General features: G+C 64.0%; 13 protein-coding genes and 1 riboswitch. Of the genes, 7 read left to right on the plus strand and 6 right to left on the minus strand.

All coding sequences use genetic code 11. From position 1 onward, the window contains the following. The coding region (locus tag ACS5PJ_RS07590; protein WP_439434307.1) for a hypothetical protein at positions 1 to 1,361 on the minus strand (1,361 nt) is incomplete at its 3' end. Positions 1,362 to 1,850: 489 nt separating this feature from the next. Here ACS5PJ_RS07590 and ACS5PJ_RS07595 point away from each other — a divergent pair. The 7 genes from ACS5PJ_RS07595 to ACS5PJ_RS07625 all read left to right on the plus strand — a co-directional run bounded on the left by ACS5PJ_RS07595 (position 1,851) and on the right by ACS5PJ_RS07625 (position 10,979). Then, entirely contained in the window at positions 1,851 to 2,645 is a 795-nt protein-coding gene (locus ACS5PJ_RS07595; protein ID WP_439434308.1) for a glycosyltransferase family 2 protein, read from the plus strand. A 1-nt stretch (position 2,646) separates the two neighbouring features. Beyond that, positions 2,647 to 3,645 (plus strand): glycosyltransferase family 2 protein, encoded by a 999-nt coding sequence (locus tag ACS5PJ_RS07600; RefSeq protein WP_439434309.1) that lies wholly within the window; start codon positions 2,647 to 2,649, stop codon positions 3,643 to 3,645. Further along, positions 3,642 to 4,940 (plus strand): glycosyltransferase family 2 protein, encoded by a 1,299-nt coding sequence (locus ACS5PJ_RS07605; RefSeq protein ID WP_439434310.1) that lies wholly within the window; start codon positions 3,642 to 3,644, stop codon positions 4,938 to 4,940. The genes ACS5PJ_RS07600 and ACS5PJ_RS07605 overlap by 4 nt, the downstream gene beginning before the upstream one ends. Before the next feature lie 477 nt (positions 4,941 to 5,417). Next, on the plus strand, positions 5,418 to 7,241 hold the full coding sequence (locus ACS5PJ_RS07610; RefSeq protein ID WP_439434311.1) for a hypothetical protein: 1,824 nt from the start codon (positions 5,418 to 5,420) through the stop codon (positions 7,239 to 7,241). 202 nt (positions 7,242 to 7,443) lie between these two features. After that, positions 7,444 to 8,055 (plus strand): glycoside hydrolase family 16 protein, encoded by a 612-nt coding sequence (locus ACS5PJ_RS07615; protein ID WP_439434312.1) that lies wholly within the window; start codon positions 7,444 to 7,446, stop codon positions 8,053 to 8,055. After that, positions 8,039 to 9,988: a hypothetical protein gene (locus ACS5PJ_RS07620; protein ID WP_439434313.1), complete on the plus strand. Its 1,950-nt coding sequence runs from the start codon at positions 8,039 to 8,041 to the stop codon at positions 9,986 to 9,988. Before ACS5PJ_RS07615 ends, ACS5PJ_RS07620 begins: the two co-directional genes overlap by 17 nt. Beyond that, complete coding sequence (locus ACS5PJ_RS07625; RefSeq protein ID WP_439434314.1) at positions 9,975 to 10,979, plus strand: aminoglycoside phosphotransferase family protein; 1,005 nt, start codon at positions 9,975 to 9,977, stop codon at positions 10,977 to 10,979. Before ACS5PJ_RS07620 ends, ACS5PJ_RS07625 begins: the two co-directional genes overlap by 14 nt. Before the next feature lie 65 nt (positions 10,980 to 11,044). Here ACS5PJ_RS07625 and ACS5PJ_RS07630 read toward each other — a convergent pair whose 3' ends face one another. The 5 genes from ACS5PJ_RS07630 to ACS5PJ_RS07650 all read right to left on the minus strand — a co-directional run bounded on the left by ACS5PJ_RS07630 (position 11,045) and on the right by ACS5PJ_RS07650 (position 16,963). Beyond that, positions 11,045 to 12,496: a lipopolysaccharide biosynthesis protein gene (locus tag ACS5PJ_RS07630; protein WP_439434315.1), complete on the minus strand. Its 1,452-nt coding sequence runs from the start codon at positions 12,494 to 12,496 to the stop codon at positions 11,045 to 11,047. Further along, positions 12,493 to 13,659 (minus strand): glycosyltransferase, encoded by a 1,167-nt coding sequence (locus ACS5PJ_RS07635; protein WP_439434316.1) that lies wholly within the window; start codon positions 13,657 to 13,659, stop codon positions 12,493 to 12,495. Before ACS5PJ_RS07635 ends, ACS5PJ_RS07630 begins: the two co-directional genes overlap by 4 nt. A gap of 135 nt (positions 13,660 to 13,794) precedes the next feature. Next, a complete protein-coding gene (locus tag ACS5PJ_RS07640; RefSeq protein WP_439434317.1) occupies positions 13,795 to 14,859 on the minus strand; it encodes a glycoside hydrolase family 16 protein in 1,065 nt (354 codons plus the stop codon). 3 nt (positions 14,860 to 14,862) lie between these two features. Then, positions 14,863 to 15,038, minus strand: a riboswitch (cyclic di-AMP (ydaO/yuaA leader). A gap of 129 nt (positions 15,039 to 15,167) precedes the next feature. Then, positions 15,168 to 15,803 carry an acetyltransferase gene (locus ACS5PJ_RS07645; RefSeq protein ID WP_439434318.1) on the minus strand — a complete coding sequence of 212 codons (636 nt, stop codon included), beginning with the start codon at positions 15,801 to 15,803 and terminating at the stop codon, positions 15,168 to 15,170. Next, positions 15,800 to 16,963 carry a DegT/DnrJ/EryC1/StrS family aminotransferase gene (locus ACS5PJ_RS07650; protein ID WP_439434319.1) on the minus strand — a complete coding sequence of 388 codons (1,164 nt, stop codon included), beginning with the start codon at positions 16,961 to 16,963 and terminating at the stop codon, positions 15,800 to 15,802. The genes ACS5PJ_RS07645 and ACS5PJ_RS07650 overlap by 4 nt, the downstream gene beginning before the upstream one ends. Between the last annotated feature and the right edge of the window lie 187 nt (positions 16,964 to 17,150).

Genomic DNA, 17,150 nt, shown 5'->3' on the forward strand with positions numbered 1-17,150 from the left:
GTGAAGGAGGCTGTCGGGGCGGCCGGGGGCGCTGTGCCCAAGGAACGGTCCGAGAACCAGTAGCGCTTGGCCACGTTGTCACTCGCCAAAACAACGAGGCCGGTGGAACTGTTCACGCTCTGCTTCGATGTAGTGACGTCATTCATGTTGGAGGACGAGGCACTCTGGATGATCGGTGTGCCCCTCCCGGCTGTGAAAACCGGGTTATCCATGGAAGCGGTCTTTTCATAGATGCTTCCTGCCACTCCGGAGTACGCGCAGCTGCTCACCGAAGTGGGTGGCGCCGTCTGGAAGGCCCGGACGAGGTTGTTTTGGGTGTCCAGGACGATCTGGGGACGTGAGACACATTCGGCAATGGTTGAGATGGTGGAGCTGGAGAAGGAACCGGTTCCGGGCTTGAAAACGAGCAGCAGGAGCTGCGGAAGAGTCTTGTCTGAGGAGGTGTCATTCAAGCTTGTCTTGACGGCGGCGAAGACCCGTCCGGTGGAATCAGCCTGCAGTGTTTTCAGATTAACGTGGTCATCAGCCTGGCCTTTGCCCCTAAGTGCCGGCTGAATCTTCCACGACCCGCTGGCCGTGGCAGGGTCACCGTCCTTGTGGGTGGCCCACCACACCGAATCCGTGACGTGATCGCTCCACATCACGCCGATCCTGTCGTTTCCGAAAGCTACTACCGCCGAAATATCGTCGGGTCCAGGGTTGGGATTGGTGACGGGAAGGACGAACGGTGACCCCCAGGTGGCGCCACTGTTCGCGGAGAAGTTCATGTACACCGTGTTGGTGAATCCAGCCGTCGCGTCGCCGGCAACCTGGGTCCACGTCGCCCAGACGCCCCCGGTCGAGTCAATGTCGATGGTCATGGATTCGCTGGAGTTGTTGGTGATCTGGGTGGGGAAGCCTGCATCCAGGGTGTACTTGCCGCCGGAGTAGCTGTACCTGTACAGCTTGGCGGGCTGCCCGGAAAGCGATGGCTTGGGTGTTCCGTCTCCGGTGATTGTCACCGCGTGCGAGGCAATATAGAGGTGGCTGCCGTCCCAGAGTGTGTCTGCAAGGGTGCTGCCGCGGGCGTCGTTCACCACGCCCGTGTCCACCCACGCTCCGGTGTTACGGTCGAGTCGGTAAATGCTCCATCCGGTACCGGTCGTCCACATGTCCGCCCACCAGGACCCGTCATTCCACCACAGTTTGCTCTGCGGTTTGTCGGAGGTCGGAGGGTTGCTCACACCGGAATAAGCCAGGCTCTGCGTGCCGTAGACGGGGTCCGCCGAAGAAGCCGGAGCCGTCGCCACCAGGGCTGCCCCGGAGATCGTGGCCAAGACAACTGCCTGAACAAGCCAGCTGATGGGGCGTCTGCTGTTCATGGAAACTCCTGGGCGTGAGTGTCTTCGAACTCGTCCGGCTGGAGGCATCGAAACCGTCAGCCCAGAACGACGGAAAACCCCAGTAAGACTAAACATAGCCCTAGGTTCCCGCCCCGGCAAGCAAATCCTAATTACCCCCTAATACCTAAGAATTTGGACCGCCGGAAATCCCCTATCCCTAAGATTCGCACCGATCCGCCACCCCCTTACTTACGTACGAACAGGAGCGGACGGCGGCGAAAAGTGAGTACCTACTACTGGTGACACCGGTTTGGTCCCACCGTAGGCTTTTCCCTACGGCCAGAGTCAATGGCAAATGAGAGCTGGGGCCAGAGACCAGACCACGACCGGATTAGCGCTTGTGTCGCGCTCTCCGTCCTCGGTGAGCGGGACGTTGAAGAAATCCGCAAACGTCATGAAGTGGTGAGGCATTTGTCCATTTCCACCCAGCTCTCAATTACTAATCCCCTCCCGGCCTTTGAAGCCGCAATGGCATCCGTCAGCGTCGTAATACCGACATTGAATGAGGCAAAAAATCTTCCCTGGGTCCTTCGCCGCATGCCCTCATATGTGGATGAAGTAGTTATCGTCGACGGGAGGTCAGAGGACAACACAATCGAAGTCGCCAAGGCCCTTCGTTCGGACGTCGTGGTGGTCCAGGAGCGTCGCAAAGGCAAAGGAGTGGCGGTCCGGTCCGGATTCGCCGCCTCCTCCGGCGACATCATCGTGATGCTGGATGCCGACGGTAGTATGGATCCGCAGGAGATCGGCTGGTTCGTCTCCCCGCTCCAGCATGACTACGACTTCGTCAAAGGATCCCGCTATGTCACCGGCGGTGGGTCCGAGGACCTGACCCGCCTGCGGAACGTGGGAAACCGTGCCCTGACCGGGCTGGCCAACGTGGTCCTGCACAGCAACTACTCAGATCTTTGCTACGGCTACATCGCCTTCCGCAGGGAATGCCTGGAGGTACTGGAGCTGGAATCGGACGGCTTCGAAATCGAGACCGAACTTATTGTCCGCGCAGCCCGGGCCGGCCTTCGGATCGCCGAAGTTCCCAGTATCGAGCTTGACAGGATCTCCGGAGCATCCAATCTTCAGACATTCCGCGACGGATGGCGTGTCCTGGGAACCATGGCGCGGGAATGCACCATGTGGGAGGCCCCCACGGCCGGAGCCCGGCCGGAAGCACTTCGCAGGGTCAAATACGCCTATGCCAATGTGCGGTTTCCCCGGACACCCACAGACCCTCAGAGTGTCCTCACAGTCGTCGGGGGTGCCTAGGATGTCCGGCCTACTGGCCACGGCCACGGTCTCCGTTGTCATCTGTGCGTATACAGAACGGCGCTGGGACCAACTGCTGGACGTCATCGAATCCGTGAGGGCCCAGACTGTTCAGCCGCAGGAAATCCTGGTGGTCATCGATCACAACGAGGACCTCTACGAGCGGCTGATCGAGATAGTAGATGACGTGACCGTCGTGGAAAGCACCGGCCCGCGGGGACTCTCCGGAGCCCGAAACACCGGGGTGGGCCTGGCGGACTCCGACATCGTGGCTTTCCTTGACGACGATGCCGAAGCGGCACCGGACTGGCTGGAGCGGTTGCTGGTCCTCTATGACGACCCCGATGTCCTCGCTGTAGGGGGACGGGTTGAACCTGTTTGGGAAAAGGGCCGCCCCGGCTACTTCGGCGAAGAACTCGACTGGATCGTCGGATGCAGCCACCGGGGAATGCCCAGGGTCGCCTCCGAGGTCCGCAATGTCATCGGAGCCAACATGTCCTTCCGGCTGGAGGTCCTGCGCCAGGTGGGTGGCTTCAACCTGGCTCTGGGCCGGCAGGGAACGTTGCCGCTTGGCTGCGAGGAGACGGAGATCTGCATCCGCTCCAAGATGGGATCACCGGGGTCCCGGATCGTCTATGAACCGGCCGCCCTGGTACGCCACCACGTGCCGGCCGAACGCGGAACACTCCGTTACATGCTGTCCAGGTCCTGGTCCGAAGGGATCTCCAAAGCCCAGGTCAGCCAGATCGTAGGCCACAAGCGGGCACTCGGCCCGGAACGGCGGTATGTCCGCAGCACCCTGCCACGTGCGTTCTTCTCCGGCATCCGGGACTGGAGCCGGGGCGACAACCCGCAAGGGCTTGGACGTGCCGGCGCTGTCGTGGCAGTGCTGGCATGCACGGCCGCAGGATACGTGCGCGGCCGGCGCAACGCCGTCCGCCTGGACCACATGTCCCCCGGGACCCTGGTTATGGATGCACCGTGGAGGGAGGTCCAGTGAGCGAACGCATCGACGAACTGGTTCCCGCGAGCGAAGAATCGGACTATCTGCTTGCTCCGGCCATGGAGAGCCTCTCCGCGCCGGAGTGGCCCGGCGCGCGCTGGATTGGCACGGTGGACCTGGAAACCGTTCCTGCCCGCCAGCCCATGAGGTTGCATCAACACCAGGGCTACACGCGCGCACGGCTGCTCGTCCGGGAGGGTGCCGCGGTACGTGGTTTCATCGATGTGGCGATCTCGGAAGGTTCGGTGGACCCCGCAGGACTCGAGGAAGCCGTTGCTGCCCTTCCGCCCCGGATACCGCAGAATTCCCCGTCGTCGTTGCCATTCATCTCGGTTGTCGTCTGCACGCGGGACCGGGCCGCCCAGCTGCGAGGGGCACTGACGTCCATCCTTGCCCTCGATTACCCGCATTTTGAAGTGCTGGTGATCGATAACGCGGGACGGACCGCCGAGACCCGGGACATGGTCAGGAACGAGTTCACCGATTCCAGGGTAACGCTCATTTGTGAACCGACGCCTGGACTGTCCAGGGCGCGGAATGCGGGCCTGCTCAAGGCCAGGGGCGCCATTGTGGCGTTTACTGACGACGACGTTAGAGTTGACTCCCTCTGGTTACGGCAGATCGCGGCGGGGTTTGAGCGCTCCCCGGGGACTGCCTGTGTCACGGGTCTGGTCCCGGCCGGTGAGTTGCGCTCACCCGCTCAGGGATACTTTGACAGCAGGGTCAACTGGTCCAGTTCCCTGGTCCCCGAGGTCTACTCGCTCGCGGATCCCCCGGAGGATCTCCCCAAGTTTCCCTTCAGCCCCGGCGTTTTCGGGACCGGCGCCAATTTTGCCTTGGACAGGCTCGAAGCGATCAGGCTCGGCGGCTTCGACACAGCCCTGGGGGTGGGAACCCGGACCGGCGGCGGTGAGGACATCGACATGTTTTGCCGGGTGATCCTCGAAGGATACGCCCTGGTGGTGCAGCCGTCCGCGATTGTTTGGCACCGCCACCGTGACGGATTGCCGGATCTCCTTGCCCAGGCACGCGGCTATGGCAGCGGGCTGGGGGCCTGGATGACCAAGATCCTTCTTGATCCGAAGACATCCGGGCTCGCCCTGGCCCGGAGCAGCGGCGTGGCCAGGCAATTTGTCCAAAACAGGAGGCTGGCCGCCGAAAAGCGTCCAGAGGACGCCCCGTCTGCTGACCTGCAACTCGCGAGGGTACTGCGCACTGAGCTGTTGTGGGTGGCACGGGGCCCCTTCAACTACTTCCTTGCCCGCGGGTTTGGTCCCGGCAGGGCACCCTGATGGCCACGCGCACCGCTAAGCCCGAACCTACCTAGGAGTTGCAACGGCATGGCCTTACTGATCCAGGACGATATTTCCGCACCTTCGCCACGTCCCACCGGTGCGGGGCAGGGTCTCCGATACGCCGAGATTGGCCTTGCCGCTGCGGGTGCCATCGCGGCTGTCTTCGTCCTGCTGGACGCCGGCGGCCCGATGCTCGCGGCCTTCAAACTGATGATGTGTATGGCCCTTCCCGGCTGGGTACTGATTTCACGGATCCCGAAGGTGGACCCCGCCGCGAAACTCGTCTGGACAGCTGCCGCCAGCGCCGCCGCTTACGCCATACTGGCTGTTGTGATGGCATGGTCCGGACTCTGGGCTCCGCGTCCCGTAGCCGCCGTTGTGCTCCTGTGCTCCGCTGCTGCAGTTTTCCTGATCCCGGGAAGGGCGGCTCCCGGTTCCGTCGAGAACGGACCTGGGCCTAATCCGCCCGGCAGGGTGGCAGTTCGTCCGGCCCGTGGCTTGCGGCTGGTGCTTCCATGGCTGATCCTTGGCGTTTCGGCGGCGCTGTGGGGGATTGGTCTGGCCATGACTCCCCAGGTGGAGTTGGACGACTTTGGGCTCCTCACTGTCCTTCCGCCCGTCTGGTTTGTTGGTGTGGCGCTCGTGGTTGGCCTCTGCATCTGGGGGACGGTGGCACACCGGATGTTCTCACCCCGGCTGATAAGCGCGTCGCTGACCGGTCTGGTGCTGATGCTTTATGCGACGCCGGCCTTGCTGGCTTCGGTCCCCCGCTTCCCCTGGACCTACAAACACATCGCTGTCACGAACTTCATCTCTGGCACAGGCCAGGTCGATCCATCCATCGATATCTACAACCGGTGGCCCGGTTTTTTTTCGTTGAGTGCCTTTCTTGGCGATGTGATGGGATACCGGAACGCACTGGACTATGCGGCCTGGGCTGAGACCGGTTTCGCGCTCGTTGACGCCGTGCTTGTGCTGGCCATTGCGCGGTCCATCACGGGCCGTGCCCGGATCTACTGGACCGCGACCCTGGTGTTCACGCTGTCCAATTGGGTAAACCAGAACTATTACTCGCCGCAGTCCTTTTCATACACGATGTATCTCGCGATGTGCCTGATAGCGCTCACGTTCCTGCGCAATGACCCGATCCGGGCCCTTGCCGGATTCGAGGGGCGGCTTGAAAGATTCTCAATAATTCAGCGGTTCAAGAAGCGGCAGCCCACCCCTGTGGCCGAGAAATGGGGGCAGCCGGTCATGGCAGCGCAGGCCGGCGCAATCGTGGCAATTCTGTTGTTGCAGACCGTCATCGTCGTCAGCCACCAACTGACGCCATACATGGCCATCCTGGGGCTCTTCCCTCTGTTCTTCGCAGGCTATTTCCGGGCCCGGTGGCTCGGGTTGGGTCTGGTGGCCATCGCCCTTGCCTACCTCGTTCCGAACCTGGCCTATATCAAAGGCAAGTACGGCCTGTTCACCGGCTTCGATATCTTTGCCAACACCGGCTACAAGCCCCCCGAGCCCGGAGCGGTGGTCCTGGGGACCTGGGTGTTGACCGGGCAGACCCTGGCGCACTTAGCGGCGGTACTGACGCTCCTGACCGGCCTGCTGGCGCTTGCGGGATTCGTCCGGCGCATTATCAAGGGTGACGTGCGTACCACCTTGGTAGTGGCATGGCTCGCGTTTGCACCGATCCTGAGCCTCCTGGCCCAGTCGTACGGCGGGGAGGGTCGCTTCAGAGTGTTCCTCTTTTCCCTGCCTTGGCTGTCCATTGGCGTGGCCTGGTTCTTCTGGTCAGGGCCCGTTCGCTCCTCCAAGGCCGTTGCGGGGGCGACTGCAGCTCTGGCTGCGATGGCACTGCTGTTCACTGTGGTCCACTTCCAGCCTGAGGCGGATAACCGCATTTCCAAAGACGTCGTGGCCGCGAGTCAGTGGCTTGATATGAATACTAAGGCCGGAGACCTCGTTTTTGATACGAAGTACTTTTTTCCCCATCTGATCGGACCAAATTATCCGCACTTTTTACAATGGGGCGCTGTGTCGTCGCTGGTTGAATACTTCAAGAAGGCGGACGGAGATATCAGCGTGGAGGGGCTACGCGATTATGCTGACCGCCTTCGCGGAGCCGAAAACAACTACGTAATTATTTCTGAGGACCAAAAGCGTGATGCGGTAGAAAGACAGCGTTTTGAGGCCGATTACTTACCCAGGCTGGAGGGACTGCTTGAGAATGGAGTCGCTGCCGAAAATGTCTACAGTAACGATACAGTCAGTATCTTCAGAATCAAGTCAGCCCGTTAGCCGCTCCTTTCTCAGGAAAATTGTCTTCGGTACCACTGCGGCTGCGGCGCTTATTACGGGGGCATTCTGGATTCCAATCGTTATAGAAGAAAGGTCAACGGAAATGCCCCTTGGGAATCTTCCCGGATGGAACCAATCCGGTGCGCAGGACTTTTCGGTGCCGGCTGCCCCTGGGCAGGTGGGGGACGTCTATGGTTCCGACATGAGGGGTTACGCCGGCTTTGCCGACAGTTCGGGGAGGGGGACGTACGTGCCGGATAAAGTCCTTTCGGTAAAGGATGGACACCTCGACTATTTTCTCCACACGGAAGCCGGAACCCCGCGCGTGGCCAGCGTTATTCCTTTTGGCTATGACGGTAAGAATTATGGCCGGTATTCCATCAGGTTCAGGTACGATTCCATGCCAGGATACAAAATCGCCTTCTTGCTGTGGCCTGCCAGCGATAACTGGAATGAAGGAGAAATTGACTGGCCGGAGGGCGGACTCGATGGCGCGCTTTACGGAAACTCGGCCATAAAGGGGTCTTTAACCGAAGGCCCTATGAAGTTCGATCCGGCGGAGCGCACGTTCACCTCCACAGGACCCGGGGATTGGCATGTCGCGACGACCGAGTGGACGCCGGGGAAGGTCAAGTGGTTTTACGACGACCACCTCATCGACCAGACCACGCTGCCCGCAGGTGTTCCCGATACTCCGATGCGATGGACGCTGCAGGCCGAAACGTCTGATCGCGCCGATGGAACGTATCCGGCGGCAAACACATCCGGGCATCTGCAGGTCGATTGGGTGGTGCAGTATGACTACGCTCCCTAACCCGATCGACCCCGCGCAGACCGTGGAACCGAACGTGGACATGGCCTTGCAGGCGCTGGAGAACTCTGGAATGCCGTGGCTGCTCCTGCGGGGCGAAGACGACCTCGCACGGCCTTCCGGTGACGTAGACATCCTCATTGCAGAAGAATTGATGCCAAGCCTGGATGGTGTCTTAGGCAATGCCGGTTTCCGCCGGGTGCTGGCCCCTGGTCACGGGAGCCACCGTTTCTACTTCGCGTATTCCCCGGGGGAGGATTATTGGGCAAAGCTTGATGTCGTCTCCGAGGTTGCCTTCGGTCCGCACCAGCAGTGGCGGACGGCATTGGCGCGGCGGTGCCTCGGCCGCCGTATCCGCTGCGGTTCGCTGTGGCTGCCTGCTGAGGGGGATAAGGCCTGGTTGCTGTTGCTTCACCTTTTCCTGGACAAAGGAGAGGTGACTCCGGCCAAGGAAGAGGCAGCCCGGTCCGCGGCTGAGGCGGCCTCGGCCGAAGATGCACTTGCCCGTTTCGTCGACCGCCGGATGGGTCAGGGCACGGCACGGCGGCTCCTGGACGTGGTGCTCTCGGGCAGGCTCGACGACGTTCCCGCCACCGCAGCACGAATGCGGTCCTTGTGGGCCGCCAGGGGCACTCCGCCCCGGCTGCTTGCGCTGCGGAGCAGAGTGCTGCGCCGGCTCGGAGCCAGGGTCCGGGGGCGGGGTCCCGTGGTGGGGGTGATGGCACCGGACGGTGCCGGCAAGACCACCCTGCTGCACGGGCTCAAAGACGCGATACCACTGCCCACACGCTACGTGTACATGGGGTTGTGGGGAGCCGGGCCCTGGGACTCCTGGCTCCGGCGGATCCCCGGGGGCCGCAGTGCCAAGAAGGTGTTCCGGGTTATCCGGGGCGGCCTGACGGCCAGATGCTTCAGCCTGCTGGGCCGGATCGTCCTCATGGACCGGGTTGTCTACGATGCCCTGCTGCCGGGGACCGGGGGTTCCGGACCCCAGGGCACCGCCGTGGACTCCCTCGCGTTCGCCCTCGTCCCCGACCCCGATGCGCTGATGGTCCTTGACGTATCCGGCGCGGTCATGTTCGAACGGAAGGGCGAACATTCCCCGGAAATACTGGAAGGCTGGAGGCAGGCCTACAGGCAGCTGTCGGGAAAGCTGCCGCGCAGCGTCATCCTCGACGCCGCACGGCCTCCGGAGCTGGTTCAACGTGAGGCAACCGGAATTCTCTGGCGCATGCTCACCCCCGCATCTTCCGCGGACACGCCCGCCAGCGCGGATGCGCGCAGCCAGGCAGGCTATCCGGGTCCAGCTGCCGGCGAAGATGAGGATTCAGAGGGTGCCTTGGCGCTGCATTTGTGGAGGCTGCTGGATTGGCGCTTCCTCCTGCCGGGTCTTCAGGCAGGGACGGTGGGCTATGGCGGCAGTATCGGCGCCGAACTTGACTCCGCCCTCCACCTGCTGGATCCCGGGGCAGTGGAGATCCGGGTGCCCCAACGCAGCACGGACGGGCTGGTCAACACGGGCGGACAATTCGATCTGGTTTTACTGGCAGCACCCGATTGGGCACTCTTCAGAACGGCGGGCTCGGCAATGGAACCCGGGGGCTGGATCTGCGTGCAGGCGCGGCGGTCCCTGCTGGCAAAATCGGGGCCCCGGACGCTGAACGGGTGGAAGCGGGCCTTTCACCGCGATGGTTATGAGGATGTCGCCGTGTACTGGAACGCGCCCTCGCTGGACGCCACCGCCCGCCTCGTTCCGGTTACTTCCGACGCCGGGATCAAGGACACGCTGTCCCTTCACAAGGACGTCCGTTTTGGAAGCGCCAAAGCCTTTGCCGCGCACGTGGCGCTGGCATTGGGCATGTTCGAGCTGGCCATTCCTGGCGGTACCATCGTGGGGCGAAAGCCCCGAGGGGGGAGCAGCAGTGACATTCATTGACCGTTTCCTGAATGAGCACCACCAGGAGCTTGACCTGGGGAAGTACGGTCTTACCGCCGGCTGGGAGAGCGTGCTGCTGACGCCCCGCTTCGTCACGTCCCGGCATGTGGTGGCCCTTATTTTCCCGGCGGGAGCGCGCCAGGCGAGCCTGGTGGTCAAGGTGCCGCGTCAACCAGGTGATAACGACAGCGTGCGGCATGAAGCGCGCGTCCTGAGGGAGCTCGCTGCCGGAGGTGCCGGTCCGGCTGCGGGCGTTCCGGAGATCGTGACCCTCAAGGATGTCGGCGCCCACGCGGTCCTGGTGGAAACCGCTGTCACCGGCGACCCGCTCGATCCGCGGAGGGTGGCGTCCGACCTCACCCGTGCTGTCAGCGCGGGCACCGATTTCGTGGACGGCATGCCTTGCACACGGGCCGCGGCCCTTAATCGCGACTGGTATGAACGGACCATCAGCGGGCCGCTGGAGGCCCTCACTGAGCTGGTGTCCCAGGCACCCCAGACCCGGGCGCTGGTGGAACATACGCACCGGAAGCTTGAGCCGCTGCGCACTGTTCAACTTCCCGCCGTCGTCGAGCACGGCGATCTGAGCCACCCCAACCTCTTCCTCAAACCTCAGGGGAGCCTCCAGGTGGTGGACTGGGAGAGGGCGCGTACGGACGGCGTTCCGGGCCATGACCTGGTCTTCTATTTCCAGTACCTGAGTGAATCGCGCGAACACGCCTTCTCCCGGGAAAACCAGGTTGCGGCCTTTGAGAAGGCTTTCGGGCCAGGCGGCTGGGCCAATGCCCCGTTGGCCAGCCATCTGGAATCCAGGGGAGTGGAAGCCGGGTTGCTTCCCTTGCTGGTGATCGCCACCTGGGCCCGGTCCGCGGCAACCCTCTCATACCGGCTGGACGGCAAAGCTGACGGCGCGCGGGCGGTTGGCCAGCTGCGTGCGGCAGTGGCGTCAGACCGCGATTACTGGCTGTGGCGGCACGTTGTTGAAGGCTGACCGGGTCTGAAGGCTGACTGAGCCGGCCTCAGGCCCGCAGTGCCCACAAGCCAGGAGCACACAAGCTAGGTCCTGCGCGCAAGCTTCAACAACTCATCGTGCAGGGTGGCGAACCGCAGCCGCAAAATCGCGTAGACGAGTCCCACTGCCACGATGACCACCGCTGCCGTTGTGGTCACGGGACCGAGGAGCGGCAGGGCCAGTGTGCCCAGTCCGGTCACGGCCACAGCGGCCCCGCAGACCAGGCCCGGCAGCGCAGCCCGCACCAGGCGGCGTGGCCTGATCTTCATCACCTTGGCCGCCACGGTCTGCATTCCGCAGGCGAACACGAAGGCCACTACCAGTTGTGCGCAGGCAACGCCCACGATTCCCCACTGAGTGGCAAACAGCAGGGCCGGCACCAGGATCACGAGCCGGACCACCGAGATCCCGATCGAAAGGCCGGGCCTGCCCAGTGCCTTGTAGACGTCGTTGGCGCCGGCGCCGAGGGACCGCACTGCGGCGTAGAGGGCCAGGAAGACAAGGGGCAGGACAGCGTCGGTCCACTGCTGTCCGAACAGCAGGGGCACGAGGAGGGGCGCCAGGATGGCCAGTCCGACGCCGGACGTGATCCCGTAGAGGGTCTGGATCTGCACGCTCATGAGATAGCCGTCCCGCAGCCTCTCCGGATCGCTTCTGACTTGGGCATAGAGCGGGAAAAGCACGGTGGAGAGCACAAAAAAGATGTTCAGGATCAGGGCCTCGGGGAGCCTGAACGCCAGGGTGTAGTAGCCCAGGGCCTGGGCTCCCAGCAGGAGCCCGATGATGAGGTAGTCGACGTCGAAGATCAGCCGGGCCAGGAGGTTGCTGCCCGCCACGGGTGCCCCGTAGTTGATGGTGGCGCCGAGGGCAGCCTTGCTGACGCGCCACACCTGCCATGGCCCGTTGGACCCGATCAGGATCCAGCACGTTATGGCATAGGCAACGGATCCCGCGGCCGTCCCGACTGCCAATGACCAGGCCTCGTAGCCCGCAAAGGCCAGAGACAGGGTCACGGTACCCATGGTGGCGGCACGCATCACGGGCGCCACAGTCAGCTTCTTGAATTGCAGGTCGCGTCGAAGAAGCGCCTCCGGAACCGCGCCGAAGGACGTGGCGAGCACCGACACGCCTAGCACCTGAACGAGGGGAGCGACGTCAGGAAGGCCGAAAACCGCGGCGATCCATGGCGCCGCGAGGAAGGCGCTCACGGCGAGGACCATGCCCAGGCCAACGGAAATCAGCAGGGCCGAGCGGGCGATCACCCCCTCACCCGGCAAGTAGATCAGGGCCTGCGCAACCCCGGCGTCGGCGATGGTCTCGGCATAGGCCATCAGGACAAGTGCCAGCGCCACCAGGCCGTAATCATGGGGAGAAAGCAGCCTGGCCAGCACGATGGTGGTGATCAGGACGATGACCCGCCCGGAAACGAAGGCTGCGCCCTGCCACACGGCGCCCATGACCCCGGTCCGTGCCAGGTCTCCAGGCGTGTCCTTCATGCGTTCCGGTTTCCCAACGGCTGACCGGCGCCTGCGGAACTGATCGCTGCGCGCAGCTCCTCCAGGTATTCGTTTGCCACGGTCTGCCACGTCCGGACGGGTGCTTCGCTGACCATGCCCGCGCGAGGCGGGCGGGACAGGATTTCCACTACGCGGTCCACGAAAAGTTCCGGGTCAGCTTCAATGCTCAGCAACGGATGGGCATCCTGTTCCCTGGCGGCCACCGGCGTGGCAACCACGGGAACGCCGGCGGCCAGCGCCTCGCGTACAGAGTTCCGTATCCCTACTCCGTGTTCGTCAGGAAATACTGCAACGTCGGCGCCGTCGAATACGTCGACGACGGATGGCACGTTCGCCAGAACGTTCACTCTTGGCCCGGCGAGGGCGAGGACGGCAGGGGTGGGACGGCGGCCGGCGAGTACGAACCTGGCTTCGGGAATCCGCTGCCACACCCGCGGTGCGACCTTGTTAACAAGGACAGAGGCACTGTCGATGTTGGGGCCGTAGTTCAGGCTTCCCACGAAACAGGCCACCGGCGCAGTCCGCGTACTGCCGGTCCGGACTGCAGGTTCGGCACCGTTCGGGATGCTCCTGACCGGGCGGCCCAGCCGGGCCGACCAGGCAACGGCATCCTGGGCCCCCACAGTGAGGAGCCTCGCCCGCAGGGGGAGGCGGCGCTCCGCCCTCAGGGATTGGAGTTCCCTGGCCAGGTAGGCCGGCCTCTGCAGGCCACCTGCGATGGCGGTGTCCATGCCCGCACGGATGGACCAGGGGTCCACTGTCTGCAGGACCAGGGGCCCCCGGACGTAGTGGGAAAGGAACAGGGCATGCGGACCGTGGATCAGTGTGGCGTCATGGCTGGCCGAGAGTTCGGATACCGCCCCAGTGGCCCGGGGTGTGGACCGTTCGTGCTTTCCGAGGCCGTTCAGGCCAAAAGCTGAGCGTAGCAGCGCCGAGCGGCGGGGGCGGGTGGGCAAAATGACCACTGCTTCGCAGCGCCCGCGTACGTCATCGGGAACAGGTACCGGACCGCCATACGTCAGGAGCGTGACAGTGACGTCCGCGGGGAGGTGCCTGATCAGCTCGTAGGGGATCATCGAGCTGCCGTCGCCTAGCACGGGGTCTCGGTTGGGAACGCTTTCTGTTGCGTAAAGCAACCTCATTGCAAGAGTGTACTGGAGGGGTACCGCGCTCCGAGGGGTAGCGGGGAATAACTGTGGTATTACACAGCAAAGGCGGCCGGACGGCTGCGGGAAGCCCCGTCGTCGTCCGTCCGCCTTAACTTTGGCCGGCTGAAATTACTGCCAGGCGCGCACGTAGTCAACCTGGACCTGCGATGCAGCTCCGTAGGTGGGGTTGGTGGATGCGGCACCGACGTTGAGGACGATGTACTGCGGTGCGTTTCCGTCGTTGGTGGGGTAGGACTTGACCTTGACGCCGTCATAGTAGACGTCCGAGGAAGTGGCCGTACGGTGGAGGCCGTAGGTGTGGAAATCGTTGGCCCAGTTTCCGGGGACCGTGCCCTGGTTCTGTGCGCCGGACGTTGAGTGGTAGTTCACGGTCATCTTGGCCTTGAGGACCTCGGCGATGTCGTTTTCCCCAGTGGACGGCCAGGACTGGCCGGTGGTCCAGAAGGCGGGCCAGTTGTACAGGCCGTTGGCGTTACCGGGGAACTTGATCCGTGCCTCGACATAGCCGGTGCCGAACTGGTAACCGGTGGTGGCGCCGCCCTTGGGGTTCGTCGAGACCAGCGCCCCTGACGTCGCGGAGTTGAGGGTCAGCACAAGATTTCCGCCGGCGACAGCAACGTTGCCGGGGCTGGTGCTGACCTTGTTCATGGTGCCGCAGTTCGAAGAGAACCAGCAGTTGGACCATTTTGTGCCGTCCAGGGACGGGGCGTTGAAGTCATCGTTGAACGCCATCGTCCAGTTTCCGGGAACGCCGAGCGGCGCAGCGCCGCCCGTGGCGGCAAGTGGCGCGGGCGCGGCGGCCTGTGCCAGCACGGGTGCCATAGTGGCGGGTGCAGGGGCCGGTGCCGGGAGTGCCTCGGCTGCCGGTGCCGCGGGCGGTTCGGTGGTGGCTGAGGGGGACGGTGTTTCAGCCGCAGGGGCCTGCGACTGTTGGCCTGACGTGTCGGTGACCGGGCTGAGCTCGCTGCCGGCGGCGCTGGAGGACTGGTCCTGGGCCTGGCCGCAGGCGGAAACTGCAAGGAGTGCAGCTACGGCAGCGGCAGCGAACGCAAGAGTGCGCGGGCTTTTCCTGTGCAGGAAGCCGTTCTTGAAACGGGAATCCGGCGTGGTGGGTTGGGTGGAGTGGACAGCTTTTTGGCGCGCGCTAACGCGCGACTGGGTTGATCCAGACATGGGTGATTACCTCTCAACGCCTGCGGAGTTAGCTGTCGGGTTCGGATGAGGCCATCCGGCCGCGCCCCATTGCGGCTTCACCCCGAGGGCCGGCAAAATGCCAAGGCCCGGACTCTGGGTCCCCCGTCTCTGCCTAAACCTAGTGGACTCCGGGAAGCGGCAGAGCTCGGCGTAACATCCCGGATTCGGGTCCGGATTGGCCGGGCCCACTGATCGACCGTACAGGACCGGTGGGTGATAATCACAATCCGGTAACAGGAATCACAACTGCGGAGGGTCCCCTTGCGCTCGGCGTTCCCGAGCTTCGGTTATCCCTTGTCGATGGGGTGGGCGGGTACGCCGACCCAGGTTTCGCCGTCGGGCACGTTGCTTAGAACGGCCGCCCCCATACCCACCGTGGCGTAGGACCCGACTGACGTCCGTTCACGGACGCTGCAGTTCATCCCCAGGTAGGCCGCCCGGCCGATCCGGACTCCCCCACCCAGCGACACGCCGGCCGCGAACGTCGCGAAGTCCGCCACGTCGTCGTCGTGCGTGAAGGTCACGGACGGCATGGCCACAACGTGGGCCCCGAGCGTGACGGAGGCTGTCAGTGTCACGTTCTTCAGGAGGATGCTGCCTCGGCCGATCCGGCAGCCCTCAGGGCACTCCACGCTGGGATCGATGGCGGTGGCGTAACGGGCATCGCGGAGGCCCAGGGCCGCCAGCCGCTCCACCACAGCTTCCCGGGACTTCCCGGAGGCCAGGCACACGAGCACCAGCGCGTGGGTGAACTTGGGTGCATCGTCAATGGTCCCCAGCACAGGCGCTCCGTCGACGGTGACGCCGGCCATTTCCTTGTCGTCGTCGAGCATACCGACGACGTCGTACTGCCCGCTGGCGCGGACCATTGTCAGGACTTCCCGGGCCAGTCCGCTGGCGGCGATCAGGACCAGTTCGCTCACCGGTGGACCCCGGCGGCCGCCCGGATGCTGTTCATGACGCGGTTCAGTCCGACGTTGTCCAGCCTGTGGAAAAGCGGAAGAACCAGGGTCCGGTCGGCGAGCCGTTCAGTAGCCTGGAGCCCGGCGTTTCCCGTATCCCGCCACCGGTAGGCCGGCTGCCGGTGAGCAGCCACGGCGCCGCGGTGCGCCGAAATCCCGGCATCAGCCAGGCGGCCCAGGAGCCCGTCGCGGTCGGTGGCAAAGCCCGGGAGGACTTCGAGCCAGAAGGACTGGAAGTTGGTGGCCCCATACGGTGGGTCGGCAACCAACCGGAGCCCGGCCAGGGCGGAAAGGCCTGCCGCATAACGAGCGGCGATCTCCCGACGGCGGGCCACGATCTGGCCCAGCCTGCCCAGTTGCACCATGCCGATGGCAGCCTGCAGATCCGTCATCTGGTAGTCGAAGCCGACCTCGACGTACACCTCCGGCGTGCAGACGCCGGATCCGCGACGGTCCGCCACCGGCACGTTCAGTGAATGGCAACGGAGGCTCCGGGCCCGCGCCGCCCAGTCCGCCCGGTGGGTGGTCAGCATGCCGCCTTCGCCCGTGGTCAGCACGTTGTCCGGATGGAACGACCACACGGCAACGTCCGCTCCGGCGCCCACCGGTCTGCCCTTGTATGCGGAACCGACAGCGCATCCGGCGTCTTCGATCACAATGATTTCGTGACGCTCGCAAAGCTCGCGGACGGGGTCCAGGTCAACCGGAATGCCGGCTTGGTCCACCACGATCACGGCCCGGGTGTCCAGGGTCAGTGCAGCCCGGACGGAGGCCGCAGTCACGGTGCCGGTGACTGGATCCACATCGCAGAACACTGGCCGCGCGCCGACATACGTCACCGCATTGGCGGTGGCGATTAAAGCCAGTGACGGAACCACCACGTCATCGCCCGGACCGATGCCGGCCACCACCAGCGCCAGGTGCAGCGCGGAGGTGCCGCTGGAGGTCGCGACGGCGTGGCGCACCTCCTGCAGTGCGCTGAACCTTGCCTCGAAGGCCTTCACTTTCGGCCCCTGGGTGAGCACCCCGGAGGCGAGGACCTCAGCCACGGCGCGGGTCTCGTCCTCGCCGATCCATGGTTCCATGACATTGATGCAGGCCAGCACGGTTTCCGCAGTCACCACACACCGGCTTCGCTGGCGACCGTTCTCATTTGTCCGCGTCCTTCCCACGTTCCGGCCCCCGGGGACTTTGAATCCGTACTGCCAAATTAGTCGGCTGCGTCCTGGTGGGGCACCGGAAGCCTCCGGTTGTGTGGGCACCGGCAGGGAACAATGCGGGAATTGCGGGAACCTGCAGCACCGTGCC

The organism is Pseudarthrobacter cremeus (genome assembly GCF_051857465.1).
Classification (GTDB): domain Bacteria; phylum Actinomycetota; class Actinomycetes; order Actinomycetales; family Micrococcaceae; genus Arthrobacter.